27 protein-coding genes are annotated in these 25,390 nt (G+C 66.5%); 13 read left to right on the top strand and 14 right to left on the bottom strand.

The features are described from left to right. Positions 1-21: 21 nt before the first annotated feature. From NO878_RS04910 to NO878_RS04900, 3 genes are all read right to left on the bottom strand, one after another. On the bottom strand, positions 22-390 hold the full coding sequence (locus NO878_RS04910) for a fluoride efflux transporter FluC (protein WP_256404843.1): 369 nt from the start codon (positions 388-390) through the stop codon (positions 22-24). Next, positions 387-779 (bottom strand): fluoride efflux transporter FluC, encoded by a 393-nt coding sequence (locus NO878_RS04905; protein WP_256404842.1) that lies wholly within the window; start codon positions 777-779, stop codon positions 387-389. The genes NO878_RS04910 and NO878_RS04905 overlap by 4 nt, the downstream gene beginning before the upstream one ends. 181 nt (positions 780-960) lie before the next feature. Further along, positions 961-1,230 carry a Sec-independent protein translocase subunit TatA/TatB gene (locus tag NO878_RS04900; protein ID WP_256404841.1) on the bottom strand — a complete coding sequence of 90 codons (270 nt, stop codon included), beginning with the start codon at positions 1,228-1,230 and terminating at the stop codon, positions 961-963. Positions 1,231-1,371: 141 nt separating this feature from the next. Between NO878_RS04900 and NO878_RS04895 the strand changes: the two genes are divergently transcribed. Both NO878_RS04895 and NO878_RS04890 read left to right on the top strand, forming a co-directional pair. Then, a complete protein-coding gene (locus NO878_RS04895) occupies positions 1,372-1,845 on the top strand; it encodes a redoxin domain-containing protein (protein WP_256404840.1) in 474 nt (157 codons plus the stop codon). Positions 1,846-1,890: 45 nt separating this feature from the next. Then, the gene (locus NO878_RS04890; RefSeq protein WP_256404839.1) at positions 1,891-2,721 is read left to right on the top strand and encodes an HD domain-containing protein; all 831 of its coding nucleotides are present in this window, start codon (positions 1,891-1,893) and stop codon (positions 2,719-2,721) included. Here the strand turns inward: NO878_RS04890 and NO878_RS04885 are convergent. From NO878_RS04885 to NO878_RS04875, 3 genes are all read right to left on the bottom strand, one after another. Beyond that, a complete protein-coding gene (locus tag NO878_RS04885; protein ID WP_256404838.1) occupies positions 2,718-3,611 on the bottom strand; it encodes a mechanosensitive ion channel family protein in 894 nt (297 codons plus the stop codon). The two genes, NO878_RS04890 and NO878_RS04885, sit on opposite strands and share 4 nt — an antisense overlap. Then, positions 3,608-3,856: a YhbY family RNA-binding protein gene (locus NO878_RS04880; protein WP_256404837.1), complete on the bottom strand. Its 249-nt coding sequence runs from the start codon at positions 3,854-3,856 to the stop codon at positions 3,608-3,610. The genes NO878_RS04885 and NO878_RS04880 overlap by 4 nt, the downstream gene beginning before the upstream one ends. 72 nt (positions 3,857-3,928) lie before the next feature. Continuing rightward, the gene (locus tag NO878_RS04875; RefSeq protein ID WP_256404836.1) at positions 3,929-4,204 is read right to left on the bottom strand and encodes a ribonuclease P protein component 4; all 276 of its coding nucleotides are present in this window, start codon (positions 4,202-4,204) and stop codon (positions 3,929-3,931) included. Between the two features lie 79 nt (positions 4,205-4,283). Between NO878_RS04875 and NO878_RS04870 the strand changes: the two genes are divergently transcribed. Beyond that, entirely contained in the window at positions 4,284-5,348 is a 1,065-nt protein-coding gene (locus NO878_RS04870; protein ID WP_256405461.1) for a glycosyltransferase family 4 protein, read from the top strand. A 24-nt stretch (positions 5,349-5,372) separates the two neighbouring features. Next, positions 5,373-6,476: a glycosyltransferase family 4 protein gene (locus NO878_RS04865; protein WP_256404835.1), complete on the top strand. Its 1,104-nt coding sequence runs from the start codon at positions 5,373-5,375 to the stop codon at positions 6,474-6,476. A 13-nt stretch (positions 6,477-6,489) separates the two neighbouring features. On the opposite strand, the gene NO878_RS04860 is transcribed toward NO878_RS04865, so the two are convergent. Both NO878_RS04860 and NO878_RS04855 read right to left on the bottom strand, forming a co-directional pair. Beyond that, the gene (locus NO878_RS04860) at positions 6,490-6,900 is read right to left on the bottom strand and encodes a hypothetical protein (RefSeq protein WP_256404834.1); all 411 of its coding nucleotides are present in this window, start codon (positions 6,898-6,900) and stop codon (positions 6,490-6,492) included. A gap of 102 nt (positions 6,901-7,002) precedes the next feature. Next, entirely contained in the window at positions 7,003-7,455 is a 453-nt protein-coding gene (locus NO878_RS04855; RefSeq protein ID WP_256404833.1) for a universal stress protein, read from the bottom strand. A gap of 102 nt (positions 7,456-7,557) precedes the next feature. Here NO878_RS04855 and NO878_RS04850 point away from each other — a divergent pair, with 102 nt between their 5' ends. The 3 genes from NO878_RS04850 (at position 7,558) to NO878_RS04840 (ending at position 12,371) form a co-directional block, all read left to right on the top strand. Continuing rightward, complete coding sequence (locus NO878_RS04850) at positions 7,558-8,340, top strand: ABC transporter ATP-binding protein (RefSeq protein ID WP_256404832.1); 783 nt, start codon at positions 7,558-7,560, stop codon at positions 8,338-8,340. Further along, a complete protein-coding gene (locus tag NO878_RS04845; protein ID WP_256404831.1) occupies positions 8,337-9,947 on the top strand; it encodes a hypothetical protein in 1,611 nt (536 codons plus the stop codon). Before NO878_RS04850 ends, NO878_RS04845 begins: the two co-directional genes overlap by 4 nt. Before the next feature lie 75 nt (positions 9,948-10,022). Beyond that, the gene (locus NO878_RS04840; protein ID WP_256404830.1) at positions 10,023-12,371 is read left to right on the top strand and encodes a PAS domain S-box protein; all 2,349 of its coding nucleotides are present in this window, start codon (positions 10,023-10,025) and stop codon (positions 12,369-12,371) included. 18 nt (positions 12,372-12,389) lie between these two features. Here NO878_RS04840 and NO878_RS04835 read toward each other — a convergent pair whose 3' ends face one another. Continuing rightward, entirely contained in the window at positions 12,390-13,022 is a 633-nt protein-coding gene (locus NO878_RS04835) for a halocyanin domain-containing protein (protein ID WP_256404829.1), read from the bottom strand. A 123-nt stretch (positions 13,023-13,145) separates the two neighbouring features. Between NO878_RS04835 and NO878_RS04830 the strand changes: the two genes are divergently transcribed. Then, complete coding sequence (locus tag NO878_RS04830; RefSeq protein WP_256404828.1) at positions 13,146-13,574, top strand: universal stress protein; 429 nt, start codon at positions 13,146-13,148, stop codon at positions 13,572-13,574. Here the strand turns inward: NO878_RS04830 and NO878_RS04825 are convergent. Together NO878_RS04825 and NO878_RS04820 are read right to left on the bottom strand one after the other, a co-directional pair. Further along, entirely contained in the window at positions 13,571-14,170 is a 600-nt protein-coding gene (locus NO878_RS04825) for a response regulator transcription factor (protein WP_256404827.1), read from the bottom strand. The genes NO878_RS04830 and NO878_RS04825 overlap by 4 nt on opposite strands. A 258-nt stretch (positions 14,171-14,428) precedes the next feature. After that, the gene (locus tag NO878_RS04820; RefSeq protein WP_256404826.1) at positions 14,429-14,863 is read right to left on the bottom strand and encodes a chemotaxis protein CheW; all 435 of its coding nucleotides are present in this window, start codon (positions 14,861-14,863) and stop codon (positions 14,429-14,431) included. Positions 14,864-15,111: 248 nt separating this feature from the next. On the opposite strand from NO878_RS04820, the gene cheB reads away from it, so the two are divergent. The 5 genes from cheB to NO878_RS04795 are packed head-to-tail and all read left to right on the top strand — an operon-like array spanning position 15,112 to position 21,086. Next, positions 15,112-16,197 carry a chemotaxis-specific protein-glutamate methyltransferase CheB gene (gene cheB, locus NO878_RS04815; protein WP_256404825.1) on the top strand — a complete coding sequence of 362 codons (1,086 nt, stop codon included), beginning with the start codon at positions 15,112-15,114 and terminating at the stop codon, positions 16,195-16,197. After that, the gene (gene cheA, locus NO878_RS04810) at positions 16,194-18,176 is read left to right on the top strand and encodes a chemotaxis protein CheA (protein ID WP_256404824.1); all 1,983 of its coding nucleotides are present in this window, start codon (positions 16,194-16,196) and stop codon (positions 18,174-18,176) included. Before cheB ends, cheA begins: the two co-directional genes overlap by 4 nt. A 4-nt stretch (positions 18,177-18,180) precedes the next feature. Beyond that, positions 18,181-18,999 (top strand): CheR family methyltransferase, encoded by an 819-nt coding sequence (locus tag NO878_RS04805; RefSeq protein ID WP_256404823.1) that lies wholly within the window; start codon positions 18,181-18,183, stop codon positions 18,997-18,999. 2 nt (positions 19,000-19,001) lie between these two features. Then, entirely contained in the window at positions 19,002-20,219 is a 1,218-nt protein-coding gene (locus NO878_RS04800) for a HEAT repeat domain-containing protein (protein ID WP_256404822.1), read from the top strand. Then, on the top strand, positions 20,220-21,086 hold the full coding sequence (locus NO878_RS04795; protein ID WP_256404821.1) for a CheF family chemotaxis protein: 867 nt from the start codon (positions 20,220-20,222) through the stop codon (positions 21,084-21,086). It begins immediately after the preceding gene. Here the strand turns inward: NO878_RS04795 and NO878_RS04790 are convergent, their stop codons facing one another. The 3 genes from NO878_RS04790 to NO878_RS04780 are packed head-to-tail and all read right to left on the bottom strand — an operon-like array spanning position 21,087 to position 25,390. Beyond that, on the bottom strand, positions 21,087-21,956 hold the full coding sequence (locus tag NO878_RS04790; protein ID WP_256404820.1) for a CheF family chemotaxis protein: 870 nt from the start codon (positions 21,954-21,956) through the stop codon (positions 21,087-21,089). A 15-nt stretch (positions 21,957-21,971) separates the two neighbouring features. Next, complete coding sequence (gene flaJ / locus NO878_RS04785) at positions 21,972-23,717, bottom strand: archaellar assembly protein FlaJ (protein WP_256404819.1); 1,746 nt, start codon at positions 23,715-23,717, stop codon at positions 21,972-21,974. Further along, positions 23,717-25,390 carry a type II/IV secretion system ATPase subunit gene (locus tag NO878_RS04780; RefSeq protein WP_256404818.1) on the bottom strand — a complete coding sequence of 558 codons (1,674 nt, stop codon included), beginning with the start codon at positions 25,388-25,390 and terminating at the stop codon, positions 23,717-23,719. Before NO878_RS04780 ends, flaJ begins: the two co-directional genes overlap by 1 nt.

Raw genomic sequence — 25,390 nt, 5'->3', positions numbered from 1 at the left:
TTAGCGTTCCGGCCGCCGCGGTCAGAGTGTCGTGATCCCGAACGCCAGTCCGATCCCGAGCAACGCGCCCAGGAAGTTCACTGCGGCGTACCACGCCGCCAGGAGTCGGTCTCCGTTCTCCCAGATCCGAACGGTGTCGACCGAAAACGACGAGAACGTCGTATACGATCCACAGGCGCCGGTCCCGACCAGGTGGACGACGTCCGTTCCCGCCCCGGAGACGGTAACGACCGCGAGCACGAACGAGCCGACGACGTTCACGGTGAAGGTGCCGTACGGGAATCGTCGGTCACCCGTGATCCCGTCCAGATAGCCGTTGGTGGCGTACCGCAGGATCGCTCCGACGGCCGCCCCGGCACCGACGAGGTGAGCGGGATCGACCGTAGTCATCGGACGGTCCCCTCCAGCGCTCGGGCGACGCGTCGCCCGGCCAGAACGGCGGCGAACCCACAGGCGTAACTCGCGACGACGTAGCCGGCGCCGACGAGCGTCGGCGACTGCACCGCCTCGATTGCGAACGTACTGTAGGTGGTAAGCGACGAGAGAAAGCCGGTTGCGGCGACGAGTCCTGTCTCCTCCGCGAGGAGACCGACCAGTTCGGCCTCGTAGACTAGGAATCCGAGGGCGAGACAGCCGAGAACGTTCGCCGCGAAGGTGCCACCGAGACCGGGGATCGCGACCGAGAGCGCGTATCGGAGGTTCGCGCCCGCGAAGCCGCCGACCGCGACGAGAAAGACCGTTTCGAGCCTCAGGAGACGCGACGCCGTCGTTCGAGCCATAGCACGTACCGCAAGCGTCGGCGGCGTTCCGTTTCAATCCTCGTGTCGACGCTCGGTCGACCGTCGAGGCGAGAATACGAAGGTGATGATCGGGTGGAGGGGTGCACGCGCTCGGCTGGGCTGCGAGCCGACGGGGTGAGCGTCCGCGGTGCCCGGCATTGGGTCCGGGCCTCGGGTCGAGTTAGCTACTCTGTTCGGGTTCGGTGCTGGCTTCTGCCGTCTCCTCGGTCGCACTCGTCGGTGCCTCCTCGCCCGAGGGGTCGGCCCCCTCCTGGAGTTCCTCCTCGATCTCCTCGCGCCCGCGCTTGAACTCGCCCATCGCCTGGCCGGTCGAGCGGGCTAGTTTGGGGATCTTGTTCGCCCCGAACAGCAAGACGAGGACGAAGAGGACGATGAGCAACTCCGGCCCGCCGGGCAACCCGGGGAACAGTGGGACGATTGGGTCGTGCATCACTACCTCGGGGTAGCCGATTGGCGATTATAGGCTTTTTGGACCGTTCAGCCTGACACCGGCCCCCCGGTGGACCCGCCCGGCGAGCGGCCGCGCTGTCACAGCCGACAGTATAATACCGCCCACCAACAAACGGGATTTATGCTCGACATCGGCGACGAGGCACCCGATTTCACTGCGCCGCTCGCGAACGGTGACATCGAGAGTTTCACCCTCTCCGAGCACCTCAGCGAGGCACCCATCGTCCTCGCTTTTTTCCCCGCGGCGTTCACCCCGACCTGTACCAGCGAGATGTGTTCGTTCCGCGACCACATGGCCGAGTTCGAGGCTATCGACGCGACGGTGTACGGGGTTAGCGTCGACCTCCCTTACACGCTCAACGAGTTCCGAGCACAGAACGATCTGGGCTTCGGACTCATCAGCGACGAGCGGCGGGAACTGATCGACGCCTACGACGTGGTGTCGTCGTTCTCGCCCCTCGACCTGCGTGCCGCCCAGCGGGCGGTGTTCGTCGTGGACGGCGACGGGATCGTCACCTATCGTTGGGTCGGGGACAACCCCAAACAGGAGCCGGACTACGAAACGGTTCGTGAGGCCGTGGCCGAGGCCGCCTGACCGCCGCCCCGGGGTGCTTTTGTGACTCGGCCGAGCAGTGACGGTATGGTCACCGACGATGCCGGCCCCGAGTCGACTTCCGGGAGCGGCGACGGTCACACGTACGATCCGGACGCCGACCACGCCTTCCCGGACGAAAAACTGAACCGTGTCCTTCTTGCCCTCGTCGAAGACCCCGAGGTGCGGACGTATCTCGACGCCCAGAACGTCAACGCCGTCACGCGCAAGGGGTACAACGACCACGGCTCGAAACACATCGGAATCGTCCGCGACCACGCGCTCCGCCTGTACGAACTTCTGAAACGTGCCGGTGTGGCGTTCAACGGCGCGACCGACCAGGGGCTGTCCGAGGCCGACGAACCGGTGATCGTCGCGCTCGCGGCCACGCTCCACGACGTGGGACATGTCGTCCACCGCGACAGGCACGCCTACTACTCCATCCCGCTCGCCGCGGACATTCTCGACCGATTTCTGCCCGAGTTCTACGACACCGAGGCCGCGGTCCGGATGAAAGGCGAGACGCTGCATGCGATCCTCTGTCACCACACTGCGGAAGACCCGCTCACCCGCGAGGCGGGGGTCATCCGCGTCGCGGACGCCCTCGACATGGAGCGGGGTCGCTCGCGCATCCCCTACGAGAAGGGTGGCCGCGGGATCAACACCCTCTCGAGTCAGGCGATCCGCGATGTCACGTTACAGGAGGGCGACGACACGGCGGTCTTGGTCGAAATCGAGATGGTGAACGCCGCTGGCGTCTACCAGGTCGACAACCTGCTGAAGGCGAAACTTCGTGACTCCACCCTCGAAGACCACGTTCGGATCGTCGCCATCAACACAAAAGAGGAGAGCGGGCTTGTCGAACGAATCGAACTCTAGTCCGAGACGACGGTTTCGTCGACGCCGCCGAGGTCGAGCGATCCGCCGAGGGTGCGGTTCGGATAGGGGATGTTGATGTCCGCCTCGTCGAAGCGCTTCTTGACGCTGGTGACGTACTCCCCGCGGGTCTTGACGAAATCGGAGCGGCTGGGGTCGTCGATCCAGACCCGCGATTTGAGCACGACCGAGGAGTCGCCGAGTTCGGTCAGGCGTACCGACGGCGCCGGCTCTTCGAGGATGTCGGGGTGGGCGTTGGCCTCCTCGAGGATGATCTCGTTTGCGCGCTCGATGTCGTCGTCGTAGCCGATGCCGAACGGGACCTGCAGGCGCAACTGGCCCTTGGCGACGGGATTTTTGATCACGCCGTCGGTGAGGTGGGAGTTGGGAACCGTCAGGAGTTCGTTGTCGAAGGTCCGCACCCGTGAGACACGGAAGCTAATGTCCTCGACGATGCCCGAGTTGCCGTCCCACTCGATCCAGTCACCGATCCTGAACGGCTTGTCCGTGAAGATGAAGACGCCGGCGACGAAGTTGGCGATGACATCCTGCATGGCAAAGCCGATGGCGAGCGTCGCCGCGGCGGCAACGGTCGCCAACGACTGCAGGAAGTCGCCGTAGCCGGCCATGCCGAACGCGACGGCGACCCCCGCAAACACCACCAGCAGGAGTGTGAGTTTCTTGAGCGGCCGGCGGGTGTGCCGATCCAACCCCCGCCGATCCATGATCCGGTCCACCAGCGGCAGAAGTACCGTCCGTCCGATCACGTAGACGGCGGCGAGGACGACGACGAAGACGATGGCCGAGCCGATGGCGTCGGCGTATGGCACGCCACCCCGGGAGAGAAGCTCCGCGAGCGCCCCGTTCTGCAGCGGAACCGCGGCCACGGTCATCGGTACAGCACGGCCGTGTTGCCCCGCGTCTCGACGACGGCCGCGTTCGTCCGCTCCGCGAGGTCGGCCGCCAGCGATTCGACGTCGGTCCCGCCCTGCGCCGAGCGCAGGAACTTCACCTTCACCAGATCCTCGCCTTTCAGTTGATCGTCACACTCGTCGACGACGGGGTCGACGCCCCCCTTGCCGACCCACAGGGTCACGTCTAGGTCGTGGGCCCGCTTGCGCAACGCTTGCGTATCCATACCCTCCACTGACTCCGGATCGGTTTGAAAGTTTATATTAACGGGGCGGCCGAGAGACACGCTGACCTGCCATCATTCGTAGGGGTAGCGAGCCGTCGCCCCGCAGTCACACCGGACGACGACGTGCCCGTCCGCTAGCCGGACGCGCGCGTTTCGCCCCGGCCGGAGGTAGGCGTCACAGGCGTCGCAGGTGAACCGCCGGAACGACCGCGGGAGCGTGAGGCGGTTACGCTCGGCGATTCGGCGGGCCAGGCGGACGTACCGCCGGGCGCGGTCGGTCTCACCCGCTGTGACGGCCTCTCGGGCGAGCGTGGCCAGTCGGTCGATCCGCTCCGCGGCGATGCCCATACGCGAACCCGGTCGGGCGGTGGCAAAGGACTTCCGACAGACCGGTAGCGTGAAACCGGTCACCGCGCAATCGGCTCTCGTGCGGGTGTTGAACTACCTCGAACTGGCGGATCGCCTCGACCGGAGCGGGATCGGGACCGCCGCCGACCAGCAGCGCGCCGCCTTGGCGACGACGGACGTCTCGGTGCTCACGTCGCCGTGGACCGGCGGCTCCCCGCCCCAAGCCCTCGGCGCCGCGCTCCGCGGCGGTGACGCCTTCCGGTCGTACGATGTCGCACACTGCAACATGATCGGACCGGGATCGATCACGGTGGCCCGCCACGCGAAACGGACGGGAACGCCGCTGGTGCTTCACGCCCACGTCACACGCGAGGACTTTGCTGAGAGCTTCCGCGGGTCGACCTACCTCGCCCGTCCGCTCGGACGCTATCTCCGGTGGTTCTACTCACAGGCCGACCTCGTGCTCTGTCCCAGCGCGTACACGAAGCGCATCCTCGAGTCCTACCCGGTGCGGGCGCCGATCCGCTCGATCACCAACGGCGTCGACATCGACTCCCTGTCCGGCTTCGAGTCCCTTCGCGGCGAGTATCGCGACCGCTTCGACCTAGAGGGCTTGGTCGTTTTCGCCGTCGGCAACGTCTTCGAGCGTAAGGGACTCACCACCTTCTGTCGCCTCGCCGAGACGACCGACTACGAGTTCGCGTGGTTCGGCCCCTACGACACCGGGCCACAGGCGTCCGAGACGGTGCGTCGCTGGGTCCGAAACCCACCAGAAAACGTCACGTTCACGGGCTGGGTCGACGACAAGCGCGGCGCCTTCGCCGCCGGCGACGTCTACTGTTTCCCGACGAAAGCCGAGAACCAGGGCATCGCCGTCTTGGAGGCGATGGCCTGCGGGAAGCCCGTCGTTCTGCGCGATATCCCCGTCTTCGAGGAGTTCTACACGCACGAACACGACTGCCTGAAATGTTCGACTCGCGCGGAGTTTCGCGCGGCACTGGACCGCCTGGCCGACGACCCCGACCTGCGGGACCGCCTCGGCGAGAACGCAGCGGAGACGGCGGCCGAGCACTCGCTGTCGCGGGTGGGTGAGCGACTCCGCGACGCCTATCGGGACGTCCAGACCGAAGTCACAAGCGATTAACCGCTCCTCGTTGAACCGCTGGCAATGCGTTCGGTCGCCGCCTTCACCGACACCTACCTGCCCACGGTCAACGGCGTCACCTACACGGTCCAGACCTGGCGCGACCGCTGGGCCGACCGCGGCGGCCGCATGGACGTGGTGTATCCGCGAACCGACGGATACGCCGCTCGTGCCGGCGAGTATCCCGTGCGGAGCCTTCCCTTTCCGTTCTACCCGGGCTTTCGCCTCGGCGTCCCCTGGATTCCACGCCGGGTTCGCGACGTCGACGTCGTCCACGCTCACACTCCCTTCGCGGTGGGCCTCGCGGGACTCCGTCTCGCGAACAGACGTGACCGGCCCCTCGTCGCCTCGTATCACACGCCGAGCGCGGAGTACGCCGACTACGTGGCGCCGGGTGAGACGGTCGAGACCCTCGTCGAACGGGTGAGCGAGCGGTACGAGCGGTGGTTCCTCAACCGGGCCGACGCCGTCGTCGCGCCGAGCGACGCGACGGCCGCCCACCTCGTCGACGAGGTGGGGGTCTCCACGCCGGTGACAATCGTCCCGAACGGCATCGACACGGAGCGGTTTCGGCGGGTCGATCCCACCCCCTTCCTCGCCCGCCACGGTCTCGACGACGCCGACACGCTGATCGGCTACACCGGTCGCCACGGCTACGAGAAGCGCCTCGCCGACGTTGTCGACGCCGCGACGGAGCTAGACGCGACGGTCGTCTTCGGCGGCGACGGCCCGGCCCGCGCCGATCTCGAAGCCCGAACAACCGAGCGAGGGGTCGACGCCCGATTCCTTGGCTTTCTGGACCGGGAAGAACTCCCCGCGTTCTACAGCGCCCTCGATGCCTTTGTCTTCCCGAGTCCGGTCGAGACACAGGGGCTCGTCGCCTTGGAGGCTAACGCCTGTGGGACGCCGGTCGTCGGCGCCGACGACGGCGCCCTCGCGGACACCGTCGTAGACGGCGAAACCGGGTATCACTTCGCGACGGGTGACGTGGCGGCGCTCCGCGGTGCGGTTCGACGGACTCTCGCCGAGCGCGACCGGTTGGGAGAGACGTGTCTCGCGGTGCGGGAGCGACACGGGGTCGACCGAGCGGTCGACCGCCTCGAAGACGTCTACGACCGCGTCAGCTGAGAACGGGCCGCCGTCAGTCGTCTTCGAGCGCCTGTGCGATCCGCTGAAGCTGTCGGGTGGCGTCGCGCACCTCGTCTCTAAGCTGTCGGACCTCGCGCACGAGTTCCTCGTTCCCGACCGATTCCTCCTCGCGGCCGCCGCCACCGCCCATGCCGGGCGGGCCGCCGCCGCCCATCCCCGGCGGGCCACCGCCCATCCCCGGCGGGCCGCCGCCGCCCATCATGCCGCTCATCATCTGTGCGAAGGGGTTGCCGCCCTCGCCCCCGCCGCCCATCATCTCCTCGGGGTCGGGCCGCTCGCCTTCCTCGCGTTCCTCGGCGCGGCGCTCGCGAATCTCCTCGACGCGCTCGCGGAAGGATTTCTCCTCGCCGTCCGCGTCGGCCTCGCCATCCGCTGTCTCGGACTCGTCGGTGTCGTCTGCCATGCGAGCGGATTCACGAGCCATGCCGAAAAGGGTTGCCGTCTTCACGGCGGTGCCGTCGCGACCAGTCGTCGACTTGCCCGGCCGCGCCGTCGCAGCGACAGCTTACGACTGGCCTGCGGCGTCGTCGGCACGCTCCCTGACGGTCACGACCGGGGCGTCGACGCGCCGGAGGACACGCTCGGTAACGCTTCCGAGGAGGCCGCGTCGCAGCCCCGTCCGACCGTGGGTCCCCATCACGACGAGGTCGATGTCGTGATCGTCGACGTAGGCGCCGATGGCCTCGTGTGGGACGCCGACCCGCACTGCTTCGACGACCGGCACGTTCGCGGCCGCCGCCCGGGTACAGATCGCTTCGAGCGGTCGTTCGTCAGATCGCTCCAGCAGATCACACACCGCTTCGCGGCCCATCCCGGTGCTGATCGGGCTCATCCGCACGTCGGCGACGTAGAGCGCGTGTATCGTCGCGCCCTCGGCCTGTGCGATCCCGACCGCGTGGTCGGCCGCCGCCGCCGCGGTGTCGCTTCCATCCGTGGGGACGAGTACCCGTTCGTACACGGCCTGCCTTCCGGCCGCGGTGGGCTTGAGTGTATCCCTCGTCTCCGGCGGACCGTCCTGCCGTCGTAACGTATAGGAGGGCGTCGACCGGTAGTCGAGGCGATGCCCTCCACTCACTCCCCCGGCGCTCAGCCGGCCGTCGAGGCGACCGACCTGCGGAAGCGATACGGCGACGAACTCGCCCTCGACGGCGTGTCACTGTCTCTCCCCTCGGGCACCGTCTACGGCTTTCTCGGCCCCAACGGAGCCGGGAAGACGACGACCATGCGGCTGTTGACTGGGCTCACGAAACCTACCGACGGCGAGGCCCGCGTCTGTGGAACGCCCGTCGCTGACCGCCGCGAACTGGTCTCACAGGTTGGCTATCTTCCCGAGACGCCACCGCTCTACGAGGAGTTCAGCGCACGCGAGCAACTCGACTACGTCGCCGACCTCCGGGACATCCCGCCGGAGACGGCCGACGAGCGGATCGACGCCTACCTCGACCGCTTCGAGTTACGCGAGGACGCCGCGAAACGCATCGGCTCGTACTCCAAGGGGATGAAACGCAAGACGGCGTTCGTCCAAAGTGTCCTCCACGACCCCGACGTCCTCTTTCTCGACGAGCCGACGAGCGGCCTCGACCCCCGGGCCGCGCGGCGCATCCGCGAGTCGATCACCGACTTTGCCGACGACGGCACGACCGTCTTCCTCTCGACGCACATCCTTCCGGTGGTTGAGGCGGTGGCCGACACGGTTGGGGTCCTCTTCGAGGGCCGCCTCGTCGCCGAAGGGCCGCCGGCGGACCTGACGGACCGCGCGGCCGCCGGCGCCGAGTCGGAGACGCTCGAAGATGCCTTCCTCGCCGTCACCGGCGGTGACGACCCGGTCGAGGGCGGCGAATGAGCCACCGCCGTGACCTCCGCCACGGGTGTCGCATCGGGCGGGCGGAGTTCGTCCGTAGCGTGCGTGGCTACACCCGTGACGCCCGCCGACTCCTCGGTCTCGCCGTCGCGGTGCTGTTTTTCGGTGGCCAACTCGTCGTCACCCTTCCGGCCGCCTACGCGGCGGGGCAGAGCGTGCGGACCGCCACTGCAGTGCCGTATCTCGACCCCGTGGCGGTGACTCTCCCCGTCGGACTGCTAGCGCTGGCGACGCTTCGCACGATGGAGCGCCTCGGTGGCGTCGATGCCGAGGAACTCCTGTTGACGACCGTCCACCCACGGGCAGTGGTGATCGGCCTTGTCCTCGCCGAACTCGGTCGCCTGGCCCTCTGGTTTGGCCTCCCCATCGCGGCGCTGGTCGTGGCGTTCGCCGCCGGCCTAGGGGCGCCGACGCTCCCGCTGACCGCCGGTGTCCTCGTGCTCCCCTTGCTCGCCTGTACCGCCGTCTGCGGGTACGCGCTGGGGATCACGGGGCTGTGTGTCCTTCGCCGTCTGCCGACCCTCCGCCGCCTGCTGAAAGGCGGCGCCGTCGTCGGGTTCCTCGGGCTGTTCGTCCTCTCGCAGGTCGCCGCCCACGCGTTCGTCGAGCGCGACGTCTCGGTCGCTGGCCTCCTCGAAGTCGTCTCTGTCCCCGCTCTGACGGACTACCTCTCGCTCGCGTTCGTCGGCACACCCCTATACGGCGGGGTGTCGCCGGCGGCTGTCGCCGTCCTCGCAGGATTGCTCGCGGTGACGCCGATTGGTCTGGCGGCGGCCGAGCGAAGCGCCGATGCGCTCTGGTTCGGGGACGATGGCCGTTCCCAGCCCTCGGGATCGACGACGGCCGCCGGAAGCGGCGCAGGGTTCGCCCCGCCCCGCCCGTTCGCGTGGCGACAAAGTGGACGGATCGCCTGGGGCCACCTCCTGCGGGCGATTCGGCACCCACAGGAACTCTCGCATCTGCTTATGCTCGTCTTCCTCGCCGGGCCGGTGCTGGGATCGCTGGCCAGCGGCAACGACGGCGGCGCTCTCGCGTCGATTCTCGCGGGGACGGGCACGGCCGTCGGCGTCTACCTCGCGGGCGCGACGTTCGGGCTGAACCCCCTCGGCGACGACCGCCCGCATCTCCCGCTACTGTTACTCGTCGAGACGCCGACCCGGACCCTCCTCCGAGGGCGGGTCGCGGCCGGGCTCGCGCTCGGCTTGCCCGTCGCCGTCCTCGTTCCCGTCGCCACCGTCGCCGCCGGGACGCCGCTGCCCGTCGCCCTCGGATACGCGGCCCTCGGCCTGGGTCTCGCGCCCGCCGCCGCGGGCCTCGCGCTCGGCCTCGGCTGTGCGTATCCGATCTACGAACCCCGGGAACTGTGGGGCGCCGAGACAGTTGCTCCGTCGACGCTCGTGTTACTCGGCTACTCCTTCGTCGTCCTCGGTGGAATGTCGATCTGGCTGGTGCTGGTCCTGGTCGGCCTCGAGGGATCACTCTCGCCGCTTCTCTTGGCTGGGGCCGGCACGTTCGCGCTCCTGACGGCGCTCCCGTCGGCCATTTTATACCGATACGCACTGAACCGGTACCGCGGATACACGCGTTGACGGCGTAAGACCGGGATCCGTGGGATTCCGGCCCAAAGTGTCAATAGTATCGGCCACCGACGTTTGCACGGGTCAATGGAGGAGACGATACGGGTTCTGCTGGTCGACGACTCGGCGGACCTCGCGTCGGTCGCCGCGCGATTGCTGGCGCGCGAAAGCGACCGGTTCGACGTGTCGACCGAGACGGAGCCGTCGGCGGTCGTCGACCGGGTCACGTCGAAGTCTGTCGACTGTCTCGTCTGTGATTACGGGATGCCGGGGATGGACGGACTCGACGTTCTTCGGGCGGTCCGAGAGCGGTGGCCGGATCTCCCGTTCATCCTCTTCACCGGGAAAGGAAGCGAGGAGATTGCGAGCGCCGCTATCTCCGCCGGGGCGACCGACTACGTGCAGAAGGGGACGGCCACGGACAGCTACGCCCTGCTCGCCAACCGGATCGAACAGGCGGTGATGAAACGCCGCAGCAGTCGACGCGCCGCCCGGCTCGAAGCGCTTCGCGATGTCGCACGCGACGTCAACGGGAAGTTGATCCGAGCCGACGACGAGGCGGCCGCCGAGCGGGCGGCCTGTGAGCATCTCGTCGCCACCGATCCCTACACCGTCGCGTGGATCGGTGCTGCCGACGACGACGGATCGACGGCAATCCGGACGGCGGTCGGTGAGCCGGTCGACGCCGTCGATCACGGCCGTGAGCCGGTTCGCCGGGCGATAGCGACCCGGGAGCCGGCGGTGGGAACCGATCCCGGCCACGCCGGTCCGGAGACGGTCGCCGCCGTCCCCCTCGACGCCGACGAGGATCGGTACGGTCTCCTCGTGGCCGGCGCGGCGGAACCGGACGCTATCGACGGGGTCGAACTCGACTTCCTCGCGGAACTCGGTGAAGACGTGGCGAGCGCGCTCAAACGCCTGCGTATCCGCGCGGAGCTGTCGGAGTCGGAGGCCAAATACCGGCGGCTGATCGAACAGAATCTCGTCGGCGTCTATCTCATCCAGGACGGCGAGTTCGAGTACGTCAACCCACGCCTCGCCGAGACGTTCGGCTACTCTCAGGAGACGCTCCTGACGGAGTTGACACCGTACGACGTGGTGATCGAGGCAGATCACGACACACTCCGGCGAAATCTCGAACACCGGGAGACCGGCGACGTCGACGACCTGCGGTACACGCTTCGGGGGACACGAAAGGACGGCACCGAGATCGAGTTCGAGGTTCACGGCGGACGCATCGACTACCGAGGAGAGCCGGCGGTCATGGGAACGCTCCTCGACGTGACCGAACGGCGCCGCCAGCAACGCGAACTCGAACAGTCGCGGGCCGAGTATCGCGCCCTGTTCGAGGAGTTCCCCGACGCCGTCTTCGTCCGCACGCCCGGAGAGTTCTTCCAGAATGTGAGCGACACCGCCGTCGACCGACTGGGCTACGACCGCGAGGAACTCCTGTCGATGAAGCCACCGGACATCGACCCGAACGTGGACCCGGCGGACGAGACCGACCGCCTCGACGCCCTCTCGACGGACGGGACGATCCGCTTTGACACCGTCCACGAGGCGCGGTCGGGCGAGCAAATCCCCGTCGAGGTGAACTCCACACTGATTCCCTACCGGGGCGAGGAGGCGATCCTGTCGACCGCCCGGGACATCAGCGACCGGGTGGATCGCGAGGCGGAACTGCGCCGGCAACACGACCGTATGGAGGAAATTGCGAGCGTCGTCTCCCACGACCTCCGGAATCCACTCAACGTCGCCGCCGGCCGGATCGAGACCGCACGCATGGCGTGTGACTGCGCTCACGACGACCTCGAGGGCGCGTCGAACGCACTCGACCGCATGAACCAACTGATCGACGACCTGTTGACGCTCACCGACCGGCGTGAGGTCGAGCTATCGCCCGTGTCGCTCCGGACGGTCATCGACCGGTCTTGGGGGAACGTGGCGACCGATGACGCCACCCTGCACCACGAGGTCGGCGGAACGATCCGCGCCGACGGGAGCCGTCTGGAACAGGTGTTCGAGAATCTGTTTCGAAATAGCGTCGAGCACGGCCCCACGGGCAGCCGAGCAGAGTCCGGTGGGACCCCGGAATCCTCGATTCCGCGGGACGACGGCGAAGCCGGCGGTAGCGCGGAACACGGCCTGACGAGCGGCCGGTCGGCCTCCGGCGACGCGAGCGACTCTTCGGACCTGACGATTACGGTCGGCAGGCTCCCCGACGGGTTCTACGTCGCCGACGACGGGCGTGGCATCCCCGCGGACGAGCGCGAACAGGTCTTCGAGTCCGGCTACAGTACGGCACAGGACGGGACAGGACTCGGACTCGCAATCGTCAGAGACGTGATCGAAGCCCACGGCTGGGAGATCAGCGTCACGTCTGGCCCGGAAGGTGGGGCACGCTTCGAGATTACCGGCGTCGAACGCCTCGCATAGAGGAGAGTGCCGTGGTCGTCAGGCCGCCTCGAACTCCTCGCCGTAGTCACCGCCGTACCGGATGAAGAAGTACGCGAGAGCGAGCACGGAGACCAGCCCACTCGTCAGCGCCACGACCAGTGCCTTCGCGCTGTCGGGGACGGCGGGGCCGGTGGCACCGCCACCGCCACCGCCTTCGCCGCCACCGCCGCCGCCGGAGTCGGGCATCGAGCCGACGACGACGACGCCTTTCATACCGAGCGCCCGGTGGGGCTGACAGAAGTACTTGACGACGCCCTCGGAGTCGAGGGTCTGCTCGAAGGTGGTCCCGGCCTCGGCGGTGAGGTCGCTCTCGAAGTCGCCGCCCTCCTCGGCGACGACGTTGTGCTGGCCGCCCTCGCCGTTCCACTCCCAGACGACGGTCGTCCCGGGGTCGATTTGAACGGCGGGCGGCCCGAAGGCGAAAGCGCCTCCGTTGCCCTCGGCGCCGACCGTGATCGTCACCTCGTCTTGGCCGGTCGCATCCGTGACCTCGCTGTAGTTGCCCACGTCGCTCATCCACCCGTCGAACGACGCCTGTGCCGTCGCGGTGCCGGCGGCGGCCGCCGTCGCCGCGGCGCCTGCGACGACGGTCAGAAATCCGCGTCGCGAGGCGGAACGTTGGCTACCCATACCTGAGGCTAGCGAGCCATCCTACGAAAACCTGACTATCCCGTTCGGCGGGTCGTCCCGGACGTTCCCGACCGCCGGGAGCGGACCCCCACGCTTACGGTGTCGTCGCACCGACTCCCGTCCATGACGAAGCGACTGCTCGTCCCCGTCGACGGGTCCGACCCTGCGGACGCCGCCCTAGAGTTCACACTGAAAGAGTATCCCGACGCCGATATCACCGCTCTCTCGGTCGTCGACCCCACGGACGTGGGGTACGGATCGATGGAGGCAGCCCCGAGCACGTTCGATCACCTGCAACAGAATGCCGAGGAGCGAACGGAGGCGGTTCTCGAGACGGCACGCGAGACGGCGGCCGAGCAGGGCATCGAACTGACGACAGAAACGGTCATCGGCGTGCCCTCGCGGGCCATCGTCGAGTGGGCGGAGAACAACGACCCCGACGGCATCGTCATCGGCAGTCACGGTCGTGAGGGCGTCACGCGGGTGCTGCTCGGAAGCGTCGCGGAGTCGGTGGTCCGTCGGTCACCAGTGCCGGTGACGGTCGTTCGCTAACCTTCGCTCGAATCCATCGGGCCGCCGTTCGGAAGTTCCCTGAACGCGACGGTGAAGTCGGTGTCGTCGAACTCCTCGACGGCGGAGTCGAGTTCGCGTTCGATGGCGTCGAGTTGCTGGACCAGCTTTTGGTACTCCTCACTCTCGTCGAGTTCGTGCGGCGTCTTCGCCGCTTCGAGTGTCACCTTCTTCTCGACGAGCTGGAACTTGCGCTGGAGTTGGTCGTCGTAGGAGTTTCGGACGACCATCCGCTCGACTGTCTCCATGAGTTCCGGCTGGTCGACCGGTTTCACGAGGTAGTCGTCAATCGCCATGTCGACGATTTCGAATCCCGGGTCGACCGCGGTCACCATGACGATCCGAACGTCGTATTCCCGTTCGGTTACCGCATCGACGACCGCATCGCCCGAGCGGCCGGGCATCCGCCGGTCGAGCAACATCACGTCGACGCCGTCATCGAGTTTCTCTAGGGCCTCGTCGCCGTCGTACGCCGTCTGTGCCTCGGCGAACTCGTCGATCCAGTAGGCGTACAGGTCTGCCAGAGACTGCTCGTCGTCTACGATGAGTACCGTCGCGTCCGAAAGTTCGGCTGTCATGTTCGTACACCTTGATGTCGGGGGGCACACGGCCGACCGGAGGTGGCGCCACGAGGCCCACTCCATCTCTGCGACGTCGGCCGTCCATCACTGCCACAGGTCGTGTACACGACGTCAACGACCGAACGTAGGACATCCCACGCCGGCCCGCGCCTGTGGTTCCTCGTCATATCGGTCCGACTCGGCATACAAGTAGCTACTGGCCGAATTATCTCGGTTGATACCAGACCCGTGGCTCTCGAACGCCTCGAGGCGATGTCACGCATCGACGACGGTCGGGCGAACCCAGATGACGAAGTCACCGTCGCGCTTGATGACACCCTTGACCGCCTCGTCTTCGTCGGCAGGCGAGGACTCGATGTCGTCCCGGTCGACCTCGACGACTTGGTCCACCTCGTCGACAATCCAGCCGACCGACTTCCCGTCGGCCGTCCGCTCGGGATCGAAGACGATGATCCGCTTGCGTGCTCCGTCGTCGTCGATGCCGAACACGACTTTCGGATCGACGATGGTCGTCGTGTTCCCCCGGAGGTCCATCACTCCCTCGACGTGGCTCGCCGAGTTCGGGAGGACTGTCAGGTCGTTTACGTCCACGATTTCGGCGACGTGGGCGATATCGACGCAGTAGGTCTCGGTTCCTAGTTCGAACTCCAGGAGCTGTACCGTTCGCGAACGCGCAGCCGTTTCACTCATGGGTTCGCCTCCGGCCGTTCACGGCCGACGGTCCCGGTTCCGTCACGTCTCTCCATGTACGCTAGATTGGCAATTCTCGGGTTAAACGTACTGGTCGGATTATCCTACGTGATAACCGTGCCGGTGTATTTATTCCGCCGCTGTAGAAACGTTGGGCAACGAATGACCGGACAACTCCCCCCGAGACACGCCGAATCGTGGTCGCCGGTCTCGGCGAACGGACGGTTCGACGGAGGGGCCGGACGACGATGAGCGGGGCCTCCCCGCGGGCGGTCGTCGTCGACGACTCCCACTTCATGCGCACCCTGCTGTCCGACATGCTCGAGGACGGCGGGGTGACCGTCGTCGGTACCGCCGCCAACGGTGCCGAGGCCGTGACAGCGGTGCGTGACCACGAACCCGACGTGGTGACGATGGATCTCCAGATGCCCGAGGTCGACGGACTGGAGGCCGTCGAGCGCATCATGGCCGAGCGACCGACGCCGATCCTCATGCTGAGCGCGCACACGGCCGACGGCGCCGACGTGACGTTCGAGGCGTTGGAGAAGGGTGCGGTCGACTTCTTCACCAAGCCGGGTGGCGAGGTGAGCACCCAGATGTCGGGCAAAGAAGAGCAGTTGGTCCGCAAGGTGAAAGCCGTCGCCGAGGCCGACGTCGGCGGACACTCCGGGTCGGCGACCGCAACGGGAGCGACTGGCGGATCGAGCAACCGTGGCGGCCTCGCGACCGGCGAGCGTGACTTCGGGGAGGGTGGAACCGTGGTCATCGCGTCCTCGACCGGCGGACCGACCGTCGTCGAGGGCGTGATCGGATCGCTGCCCCGGGAGGCCAACCTGCGGGTATTGGTCGTCCAACACATGCCCGACGCGTTCACCTCGCGGTTTGCCGACCGACTCGACGCCGCGAGCGAGTACGACGTCTCCGAGGCGAGCGGTGGGGACCGCATCGGGGGCGGCGAGGTACTCGTCGCGCCCGGTGGCAAACACCTCGTCGTCGCGGGGGCCGGCGGCGGCCGACTCCGGACCCGGCTGACCGAGGAGCCGCCGGAACACGGTGTCCGGCCGGCCGCCGACGTGACGATGCGATCCGCGGCCGAGGCCGTCGACGGATCGCTGGTCGGCGTCGTCCTCACGGGCATGGGCGCCGACGGCGCCGACGGCGTGCAGGCCATGCACGACGCCGGCGGCCGCATCATCGCCCAGGACGAGGCGTCCTCGGCGGTGTTCGGGATGCCAAAGCGAGCCATCGAGCAGGGCTGTGTCGACAACGTGCTGGCCGCCGAGGAGATTCCTGGCGGCATTCTAGACGCCGTCAAACTGGAGGTTAATCCATGACAGAAGAGTACGTCCAAGCGTTCGTCCACGAGAGCGAAGAGCAGTTGACCGACCTGAACAACTCGCTGCTGGCACTGGAGTCCGATCCGGACGACCGCGACGCGATGGACGACATCTTCCGGACGGCTCACACTCTGAAAGGGAACTTCGGGGCGATGGGCTACGACGACGCCAGCGACCTAGCGCACGCCATCGAGGACCTCCTCGACGAACTCCGCGGGGGCGAGATGCCGGTGACTCCCGAGGTGATGGACCTCGTGTTCGCCGGTGTCGACCGCCTCGAACTCGCCGTCGAGTCTATCGACGAGGACGGCACCGTCGACGTCGAGACGGCCGATCTGGAGGGCGACATTCGGACTGTCATCGAGGAAGGCGCGGCCGGGAGCGACGACGGCGACGCCGACGCCGCCGACGACGCGGCGGACGCGGACGACGCGGACGACACCGGACAGGTCGACACCTTCGACGTGCACGTCGACATCGGGGAGTCGGAGATGCGAGGCGTCGACGGTATGCTCGTCCTCGAGGACATCCGCGAGGAGTTCGATCTGGTCTCGACGACACCCGACGCCGACGCCATCGAGGACGGCGAGTACGAGGACGGATTCGACGTCGTCGTCGCCTCAACGACGGCCGACGAACTGCGCGAGGCGCTCGATAGCGTCTCGCCCATCGAGGACGCGGAGATCACGCAGGCCGGCACGGACGAGGACGACGCGGACGATGACGCGGATATGGACGCGGGGACGGACGACGAGCCGTCGGGTGACGACGACGGACCCACCGCAACAGGCGGGGACGACACCGGTGGGGGGACAACGGCGAGTTCCAACGGCTCGTCCCGTGAGATCAGCTCCGTCCGTGTCGACGTGGACCAACTCGACGACCTCCACGGACTGGTCGAACAGCTCGTCACCAGCCGGATCAAGCTTCGCCGTGCCGTCGATGACGGCGACGTGGGGAGTGCGACGGACACGCTCGGCGAACTCGACAAGATCACCGGCAACCTCCAGAACACGGTGATGGACATGCGGCTGATCCCGATGCGGAAGGTGATCAGCAAGTTCCCGCGCCTGGTCCGGGACCTGGCCCGCGAACAGGAGAAGGAGATCGACTTCCAGATGGAGGGTCAGGATATCGAACTCGACCGGACGATTCTCACGGAGATCAGCGATCCGCTGATGCATATCCTCCGGAACGCCGTCGACCACGGCATCGAACCGCCCACGGAGCGCGAGCAGGCGGGCAAGGAGCGTGAAGGCTCCATCGAACTCCGGGCGAGCCGCGAGCGCGACCACGTCACCATCACCGTCGAGGACGACGGCCGTGGACTGGACGTGGACGAACTCCGGCGCAAGGCCCTCGAGAAGGACGTCCGTTCGGAGGCGGAACTCGACTCGATGGAGGACTCGGAGGTGTACGACCTGGTTTTCCACCCCGGGTTCTCTACCGCCGACGAGGTGACCGACGTGAGCGGCCGGGGTGTCGGCATGGACGTCGTCCACAGTACGGTCAAACAACTCGACGGCTCGGTCAACGTCGAAAGCGAGCACGGCGAGGGGACGACCGTCACCCTCCGGCTTCCGGTGACCGTCGCAATCGTCAAGGTGCTGTTCGTGGAGGTGGGTGACGAGGAGTACGGCATCCCGATCAAGAACATCGACGAGGTGAGCCGGGTGCCGACGGTCAAGACGATCAACGAGGAACCGATGATCGAACACGACAGCGATATCTACCCGGTCGTCGACCTTGCAAACGAACTCGACGTGCCCGGCCAGACGAAAAACGGCGACGGGATGTTGCTCCGCATCCGGAAGTCGGAGCGGCGGGCTGCGCTCCGCTGTGACGCCGTGAACAAACAGGAGGAGGTGGTCGTCAAACCGCTCGAAGGGGTCCTCAGCGGGATTCCGGGACTCAGTGGGACGGCGGTCCTCGGCGACGGCAACATCGTCCCAATCCTCGACGTGGTGACGCTGTAAGCCGATGAGTTCGAACTCAGCCGACGGCGACGATGCCTTCGAGCGCCTCCTCGCTCACCTAGAGCGACAGCTGGATTTCGAGTCCTCCTACTACAACGAGTCGTATCTGGACCGACGGATCTCGGCGCGCATGCGCCGCCGGGACGCCGACTCCTACGACGCTTACCTCGACCTCGTGCGGTCCGACCCCGAGGAGCCGACGGCGCTCCTCGACTCGCTGAGCATCAACGTGACCAGCTTCTACCGCAATCCGGAGGCCTGGGAGCCGATTCGGGAGGTACTCCGCGAGGTGACGAGCGGTCGGGGTCGGACGACCGTCTGGAGCGCACCCTGTTCGGACGGCCGCGAACCCTACTCGGTCGCGATGCTCGCTCTCGACGACGACGAGGTGTCGACCCGCAGCCTGAACATCCTGGGGACCGATATCAACGCCGACGTACTGGAACGGGCCCGGGAAGGGGTCTACCACACCACCAAGACCCGCGACGTGGCCGAGGAACTCGAACCGCTCGACGACGCGGCGGCCTACGTCGAGCGTGACGGCGACCAGTTCGCCGTCCGTGACGAGGTGAAAGACCTCGTCACCTTCGAACAACACGACCTGATCGCCGACGAACCGAAGCGAAACGTCGACCTCGTGCTCTGTCGGAACCTCCTCATTTATATCAACGCGGAATCCAAACGTGCGGTCGTGGACACCGTGCTCTCGTCACTTCGCGACGGCGGCTATCTCGTCATCGGGATGACCGAGACGTTGCCGCGCGAGAGCCGACCGCAGGTCGAAACGGTGGACAAACGACGACGGGTGTACCAGCGGGCCTGACCATGTCTCTCTATCAGCTCGAAAAGGAGCAGGACGTCGATTCCCTCCTCGATCACCTCAAGCTCAGCGACTCCCCCTCAATCCGAACACGGGCCGCAGAGATACTGGGCGACGTCGTCGACGACGAACCACAGGCTGTCGACGCGCTGGTGGCGGCCGCCAAGACGGACGACGACGAGGACGTCCGGGGCGCGGCCATCGACGCACTCGGCTCCATCGGACCCGACGCCATCGAGCGACTGATCGCGGAGATGGCAGGCGTCGACACGGACGACGGCGCCGACTGGGTGCGCGCCGAGGCGTTCGTCGAGACGCTGACCGCCGACCGCCCGGAGCTACGGATGGCGGCGGCGAACGCGCTCCGCCGACTCGCCGACCCGGGAACGCTCCCGGCACTGATCGACACGCTCGACGACTCCGAGCCGCGAGTGCGGGCCCGCGCGGCCCGCGCCTGCGGCAGCGTCGGCGACGAACGGGCGGCCGACGCCTTGGCTGCGCGGCTCGAAGACCCTGCGAGCCGTGTGCGCCGCGAGGCGGCCGACGCCTTGGCCGCCATCGGCACCGACCAGGCGCTCACACCCTTGCTCGATGCCGTCGACGACGGGAACGACGAGGTGCGATACGCGGCCGTCATGGCTCTCGGTGGCTACCAAGGGCCGGAGGCCATCGACCCGTTGGTCACGGCGCTCGACGACGACATCGACGTGGTGCGTCGCGCGGCGGTGTTCTCCATCATCGAGTTGCTCGCGACGGCGCCGACCGAACAGAGCCACCGTATCCGCGAGACGGTCGTCGACCGCCTCGAATCGGCCGGTCGGAGCGTCGTCGACCCGCTCGTCGAGCTTCTCACGGAGAGCAGTCAGCCACGCGAGCGGCGGAACGCGGCGTGGCTCCTCGGCCGCGTGGCCGACGAGACGGGGCGTGCCGAGGCCGTCGACGCACTGGTCGACGCCCTCGGCGCCGACGACGGAACGACCGCCCAGTTCGCCGCCACGAGCCTCGTCGAACTCGGTGGCCGGTCGGTCGAGGACGCGCTCCTCGACCTGCTCGAGGACGGCGACGTCTCCGATGCGGCCCAGTCGAAGGCGGTGTTCGTCCTCGGGAAGGTCGGCGGCGAGCGCGCCCGCACGGAACTGGAGGCGTTGCTCGACCGGAGCGACGACGAGGAGGTCCGCAAACAGGTCTTCTCGGCGCTGTCCAAACTCGGAGGGCGACGCTGAATGAGCGAGGGGGAGCGCAAGATCGTCGACACGCGCGGGAAGTTCGCGATGGTCGTCAAGGACGGTCGGGAACTGAACGACGCGGAGTGGACCGGCGGTCGTATCCTCCTCTCGAACAAGCGACTGATTCTGGCACGATCCGACGGCAAGCGGACGGTCCCGCTGAAACAGATCCAGAGCCTCGAAGGCCGCAACGACGTGAACCAACTCGTCGCCAAGGTCTCCGGCTACGTCAGCCTCCAACTTTCGACCGACGACGTGTTGCTCGTCTCCGCCGAGGACCCCGAGTCCTTCGAGCGGATGCTCTACCGGGCCCTGCTCGACCGCAAGGTCGTCCTCGTGCGCCACCCGGCCGTCGAGGGGGGCGTCGTCACAGACGCCGAGTGGGAGAAAGCGCGTCTGAAGATCGGCGAGGGGTCGGTCGACGTTGCCATCGCCGACGGCTCGTTCGTCGAAATCGACCTCGACGACATCGGCTCGATGGAGGCCAACGAGCGGTCGGTCAAAGACGAGAAACGCCGGGTGCTAGAGGTTGAACACAGCCAAGACGGGACGAGTGTCCAGACGTACGTCTCGGGGACGACCCGCCGGTGTTCGATCCTCAAGAGCCTCTTGCGGAAAGGAGAGAGCCGGAGCGAGATCGGTGTCGACCTCACCGAGCGACAGGACGAGGTGTTAATGGCGCTATACTCGGGTGTGTCGCCGTTCGAGATCCCGGACTTCCTCGGGATGGACGTCGACGAAGTCGAGGAAGTGTTCGACCGCCTGATCGAACTCGACGTGATCGAGGAGATTCGCACCCGGCGGGAAGTCGCCCTCAACGCCCGCGGTCGCAACATCGCCAGCGAGGCGATGAACGACCAGTAACTAGTTGTTGACTTCTTCGAGTCGGCTGTTCACGACGACCCGCCCTTTCGGCGTCAGTTCGGTTCCATCGTCGCCGTCGACGACGAGTTGCTTCTCTCGGAGGCCGTTGAGGACCATCGCCGTCTGACTCGCGTCCGCGGCGACCACCTCCAGTGGGTCGACGCCCTCGCCCGCGGAGTAGATGGCGAGCAACACCTGCACCTCCTCGTCGGAGAGCGACAGGTCCGAGAGCGACTCGACGATGTCGCTGTACTCTAGGCGGAGATACCGCCCCAGGAGGTTCATGACCCGATCCGAGGAGAGCGCGATGACGGAGACGAGAGAGGTGGTGCTGGGGACGTGACTGACCGACAGCGCCGGCTGTGACGCGCCGTCGAGAGTCCGGCGCTCCTTCTCGAAGTCCGTCACCGTCGCCAGGTCGATGGTAAAGGAGCCGTCGCCGCTGTCGAACGTGAGGACGCCGTCGGAGACGGTGAGCCGTGCCCGCTTGGCGGCGGAGTCGACGACCCGTCCACCACGCTGGGCAGGGTGTTCGACCGTCACCTCACGCCCGTTCAGATGGGCCTTGAACAGGACGGTGGCGAACTTTTCGATGGTGTCGCCGTCGCCCTCGACGACGACCATCCGGCGCCCCTCGTCCGTGTTGTAGGCGATTGTGACGGTGTCGCTGAAGAACTCCCGCATCTCGGGCGGCACGTGCCCGACGGAGACGTCGAACATCGACCCCATCGGCACCGTCACCTTGTCGTCTTCGCCGGCCAGCACGAGTCGTTTGGGACTCAACACGACCCGGCCGCGGACGGGTTCGTTCCGCTCCATGTCGGTCAGATAGAACCGGCCGACGAAGTCGGCGATGACGCGTTCGTTCACGTCTCCACCTCCCGATTACACATCGAGCAACCCTCCCACCACGGACATAGTTAGGACGGCGACGAGACAGCCGATCCAGACGAGCATCACGAAGTGTAAGAGCGCGTTTGCCTTGTGCCCTCCGTCCACGGTGCGGATGATAAGCGCGGAGAGGAGGGCGTTGATCATCACGACGCCGAGCAGCATGAACTGGATGAGCGGGAGGTCGTACACCTCGGTGTGGATGAGCTGTGCGGCGCTGAACGACGACGTGGTGGTGAGATCGAGTGACATGCCGGCGAGGATGTCGACGATCTTGAACCCGATGAAGAAGGCAAAGGAGGAGGCGGCGGTGATCCCGTACAGCAGGCCGATCATCGTAACCGTCGCCTGCTGGCGCTGCTGTCGGAGCTGATTGACTTGGTTCATATTGTCGCTGATGAGTTCTCCCAGTTGCTTGGGCTCGCCCCCCATCTGTCTGCCGACGAGATACATCTCGCTGAACTTCTGGATGAGATACGAGCGCGTGTTGGCGGTGAAATACTCCCAGGCACGGTCGGGTTCTAGCCGCATATTCAGCCGCTTGAACAGGTCGTCGACGTCGCCGGTGAGCGGCCCGAAGTCCTTCTTCCGGAGGGTCTTGAGCACGGCCGTGGTCGTGGACTGCTTTGCCGTCTCGGACGCCCCCAGCGCCCGAATGAAGCTCGGGAACTCGTCGTCACGGGCCTTGATTCGCTCTTCCTGTGCGCGGAACACCAGCCCCGGAATCGCCAGCGGGGTGACCGGGACGGCCATGTAGATGGGCCGCGGGAGCGACGACACAGGGAGCACGTCCGTCAGGCCCGGGCCGATCCGGAACAGGTCGCCAGCGACGAGACCGACTAGCACCATAGAGAGCACCCCGCCGACGGCGAGGCTGGCGATCATCGACCATTCGCCGTCCGGACGAAGCTCGTCGGGGTAGTACCAGGTCGGGTCGTACGGCGCCATCGTTCGGATGATGAGGAAAAAGCCGATCTGGATGAAGGCATAGAGGACGATGACGGCACCGACGGTCATCGTCGGGTCCGTCCCCGTGAGGATGGGCAGCACGATGGCGAACACCAGGGCGAAGGTCATCGAGAGCACCATCGACAGGTAGAGGTCTTTCATGACCTCCAGATTGTCGAGGGTGCTCTCGTACATCGTCACGTAGTTCTGGATCATCACCTGCTGTTCGCTGAGGAGGAACTCACTGAGTCCTTGGCCGGCGTTGACGGTGTAGGCGAGTCGCTCGAAGAAGTCCGCGAGCGGATCGCTGGGGATCTGTCGGGCCCGCCGCCGGCAGGCGTCGTCGAGGCTCTGATTCCACGTGTCGACGAGTTCGACCACCCGGTTGATCTCCGTCGCCAGCGCGCCGTACTCCTCTTCCTCGGCCAGCTTGCGGAACACCTCCATGCGGTCGATGTTCGTCGTCGACAGCACCGTCATGTGGGTCATCATGAGGTGGTACTGGTTCTCCATCTCGACCCGTTCTTGGCTCACGAGCAGTTTCGGGTAGGCGACGGCCGACAGGAGGACGAGGCCGCCGAGGAGGGGCACGGGGAGCCGCACCGACAGCGGCAAGTCGACGAGGATGGCGACGGCGACGGTCCCGAGGAAAAAGACCGCCGACGGAAGGACGATCAGGAGGAGGTACCGCGGCAGCTCCATGTCCATCCGCCCGTACGCGTCGACGATGGACGCGAGCGTCTCCGAGGCGGTGATATTCGTGTCGTTCGTTGCGGCTGGTTCAGAGGACATTATTTGTGGATATCGAAGGGGAGTCCCTCGACGCCGTCACGCTGGAACGACTCGATGGCGTCGTTGACCTCGTGGTAGCCGAGGATGTTCTCTTCGATCATGCGTTCGACGAGTCGCGCCCGGAAATCTAGGTCGTCGTAGATCTCTCGGGTGTCGGCGTAGCCGAGGAGGGTCGCGATCTGCTCTTCGAGTACGTAGGAGTTGTTCATCCCCTGGAAGTTGATCTCGTCCTCGACGGGGTCCCAGCTGAACACCTGTCGGGTGACGACGCCGTCCATCTCCTTGGAGTAGCCTTCGACCTCCTGGACGCTCGTCACCCGGCGCAGCACGTCGTCACCCTGTTTGACTCGGTTCTGGAACAGCGCCACGTCGGCCACGTCCATGAACGTCTCTGGGACGTTGATCGGTTCGCCGGTGAATCGCTGGATCATGGAGACGATGTCGCTCGCGTGGAACGTCAGCATGACCGGGTGGCCGGTCTGGGCCGCCTGGAACGCCATTCGGCCCTCCTCGCCACGCACCTCGCCGACGATGATGTAGTCCGGCCGGGACCGGAGTGCGGCGGAGACGAGGTCGAACATGTCCACGTCGGAGTCCTCTTCGCCGCCGCCCTCGCGGGTGAGCAACTGCTGCCACGTGTCGTGTGGTGGGAGCACCTCGGCGGTGTCCTCGGCGGTGTAAATCTTCGAGTCCCGCGGAATGAACGACATGATGCTGTTGAGCGTCGTGGTCTTCCCCGAGGCCGTCTCGCCGACGACGAACACCGTCTGCTCGTTTTCCAGACAGAGCCACAGGTAGGCCGTCAGCTCCGGCGAGAGCGTCCCCCACTTGGTAATCTGGTTGATCGAGAGCGGCGTATCGTCGCCCTGACGGATCGTGAGGCTCGGCCCCTGGACGCTCACGTCGTCGGAGTAGATGACGTTCAGACGGGAGCCGTCGGGCAACGTCGAGTCGACGATGGGGTTGGAGTCCGAAACGGGGTCACCGATCCGCTCGCCCATGCTTCGAATCCAGGAGTCGAACTGCTCGGGCGTCCCGAAGTCGACAGTCGTCTCGATCATCCCGTAGGTCCCGTGATCGACGAAACACTGGTGCGGACCGATGACGTGAACGTCCTCGTTCTGTGGGTCGCGCATGACCGGCTCCAGCGGTCCGAGGCCGACGATGTCGCGGTTGAGCCGGTAGCGGATGTTCTCGTAGGTCTGCTCGCTGACGCGGTAGTCGCTGAGCCCCAGAAAGTCGAGCAGCCGGTCGATCCAGTAGCGAAGCCCGCTCCGGTCGCGCTCGATGGTCGTCGTCTCTCGGAGCAGTTCCTCGATCCGGTCGTCGTACTCCGACTCCTCTTCGGGAACGTCCTTGCTGACGCTGCGATTGAGCAACTCGTCGCGAATCTTCGAGAACAGCGTCTGTTCCTCGCCCGAGAGGGAGGGCTCAATGGCGTAATACTTCATGTCCTGCCCCAGGTCACCGTAGATGTGGCAGTAGATCGGCCCCCCAATCGGATAGAGGACGTTCGGTCGGCCGGTCTCGTACTCGTCCGTCGGCTCGTCGATGAGCAGCGGAAATTCGCCCGTGATCTGCTTGAACTTCTTCAGATGGTCCTGCAGGTGAGGTCGCTGGGCCGCAATCTGCTTCAGTTCATCCGACGGGGTGGCGGTTCCGAGTTCGGTCAT

This window comes from Haloplanus ruber, assembly GCF_024494725.1.
Lineage (GTDB): Archaea > Halobacteriota > Halobacteria > Halobacteriales > Haloferacaceae > Haloplanus > Haloplanus ruber.
The sequence above is the reverse complement of the archived record's forward strand: the minus strand, read 5'-3'. Positions and strand labels throughout refer to the sequence as shown.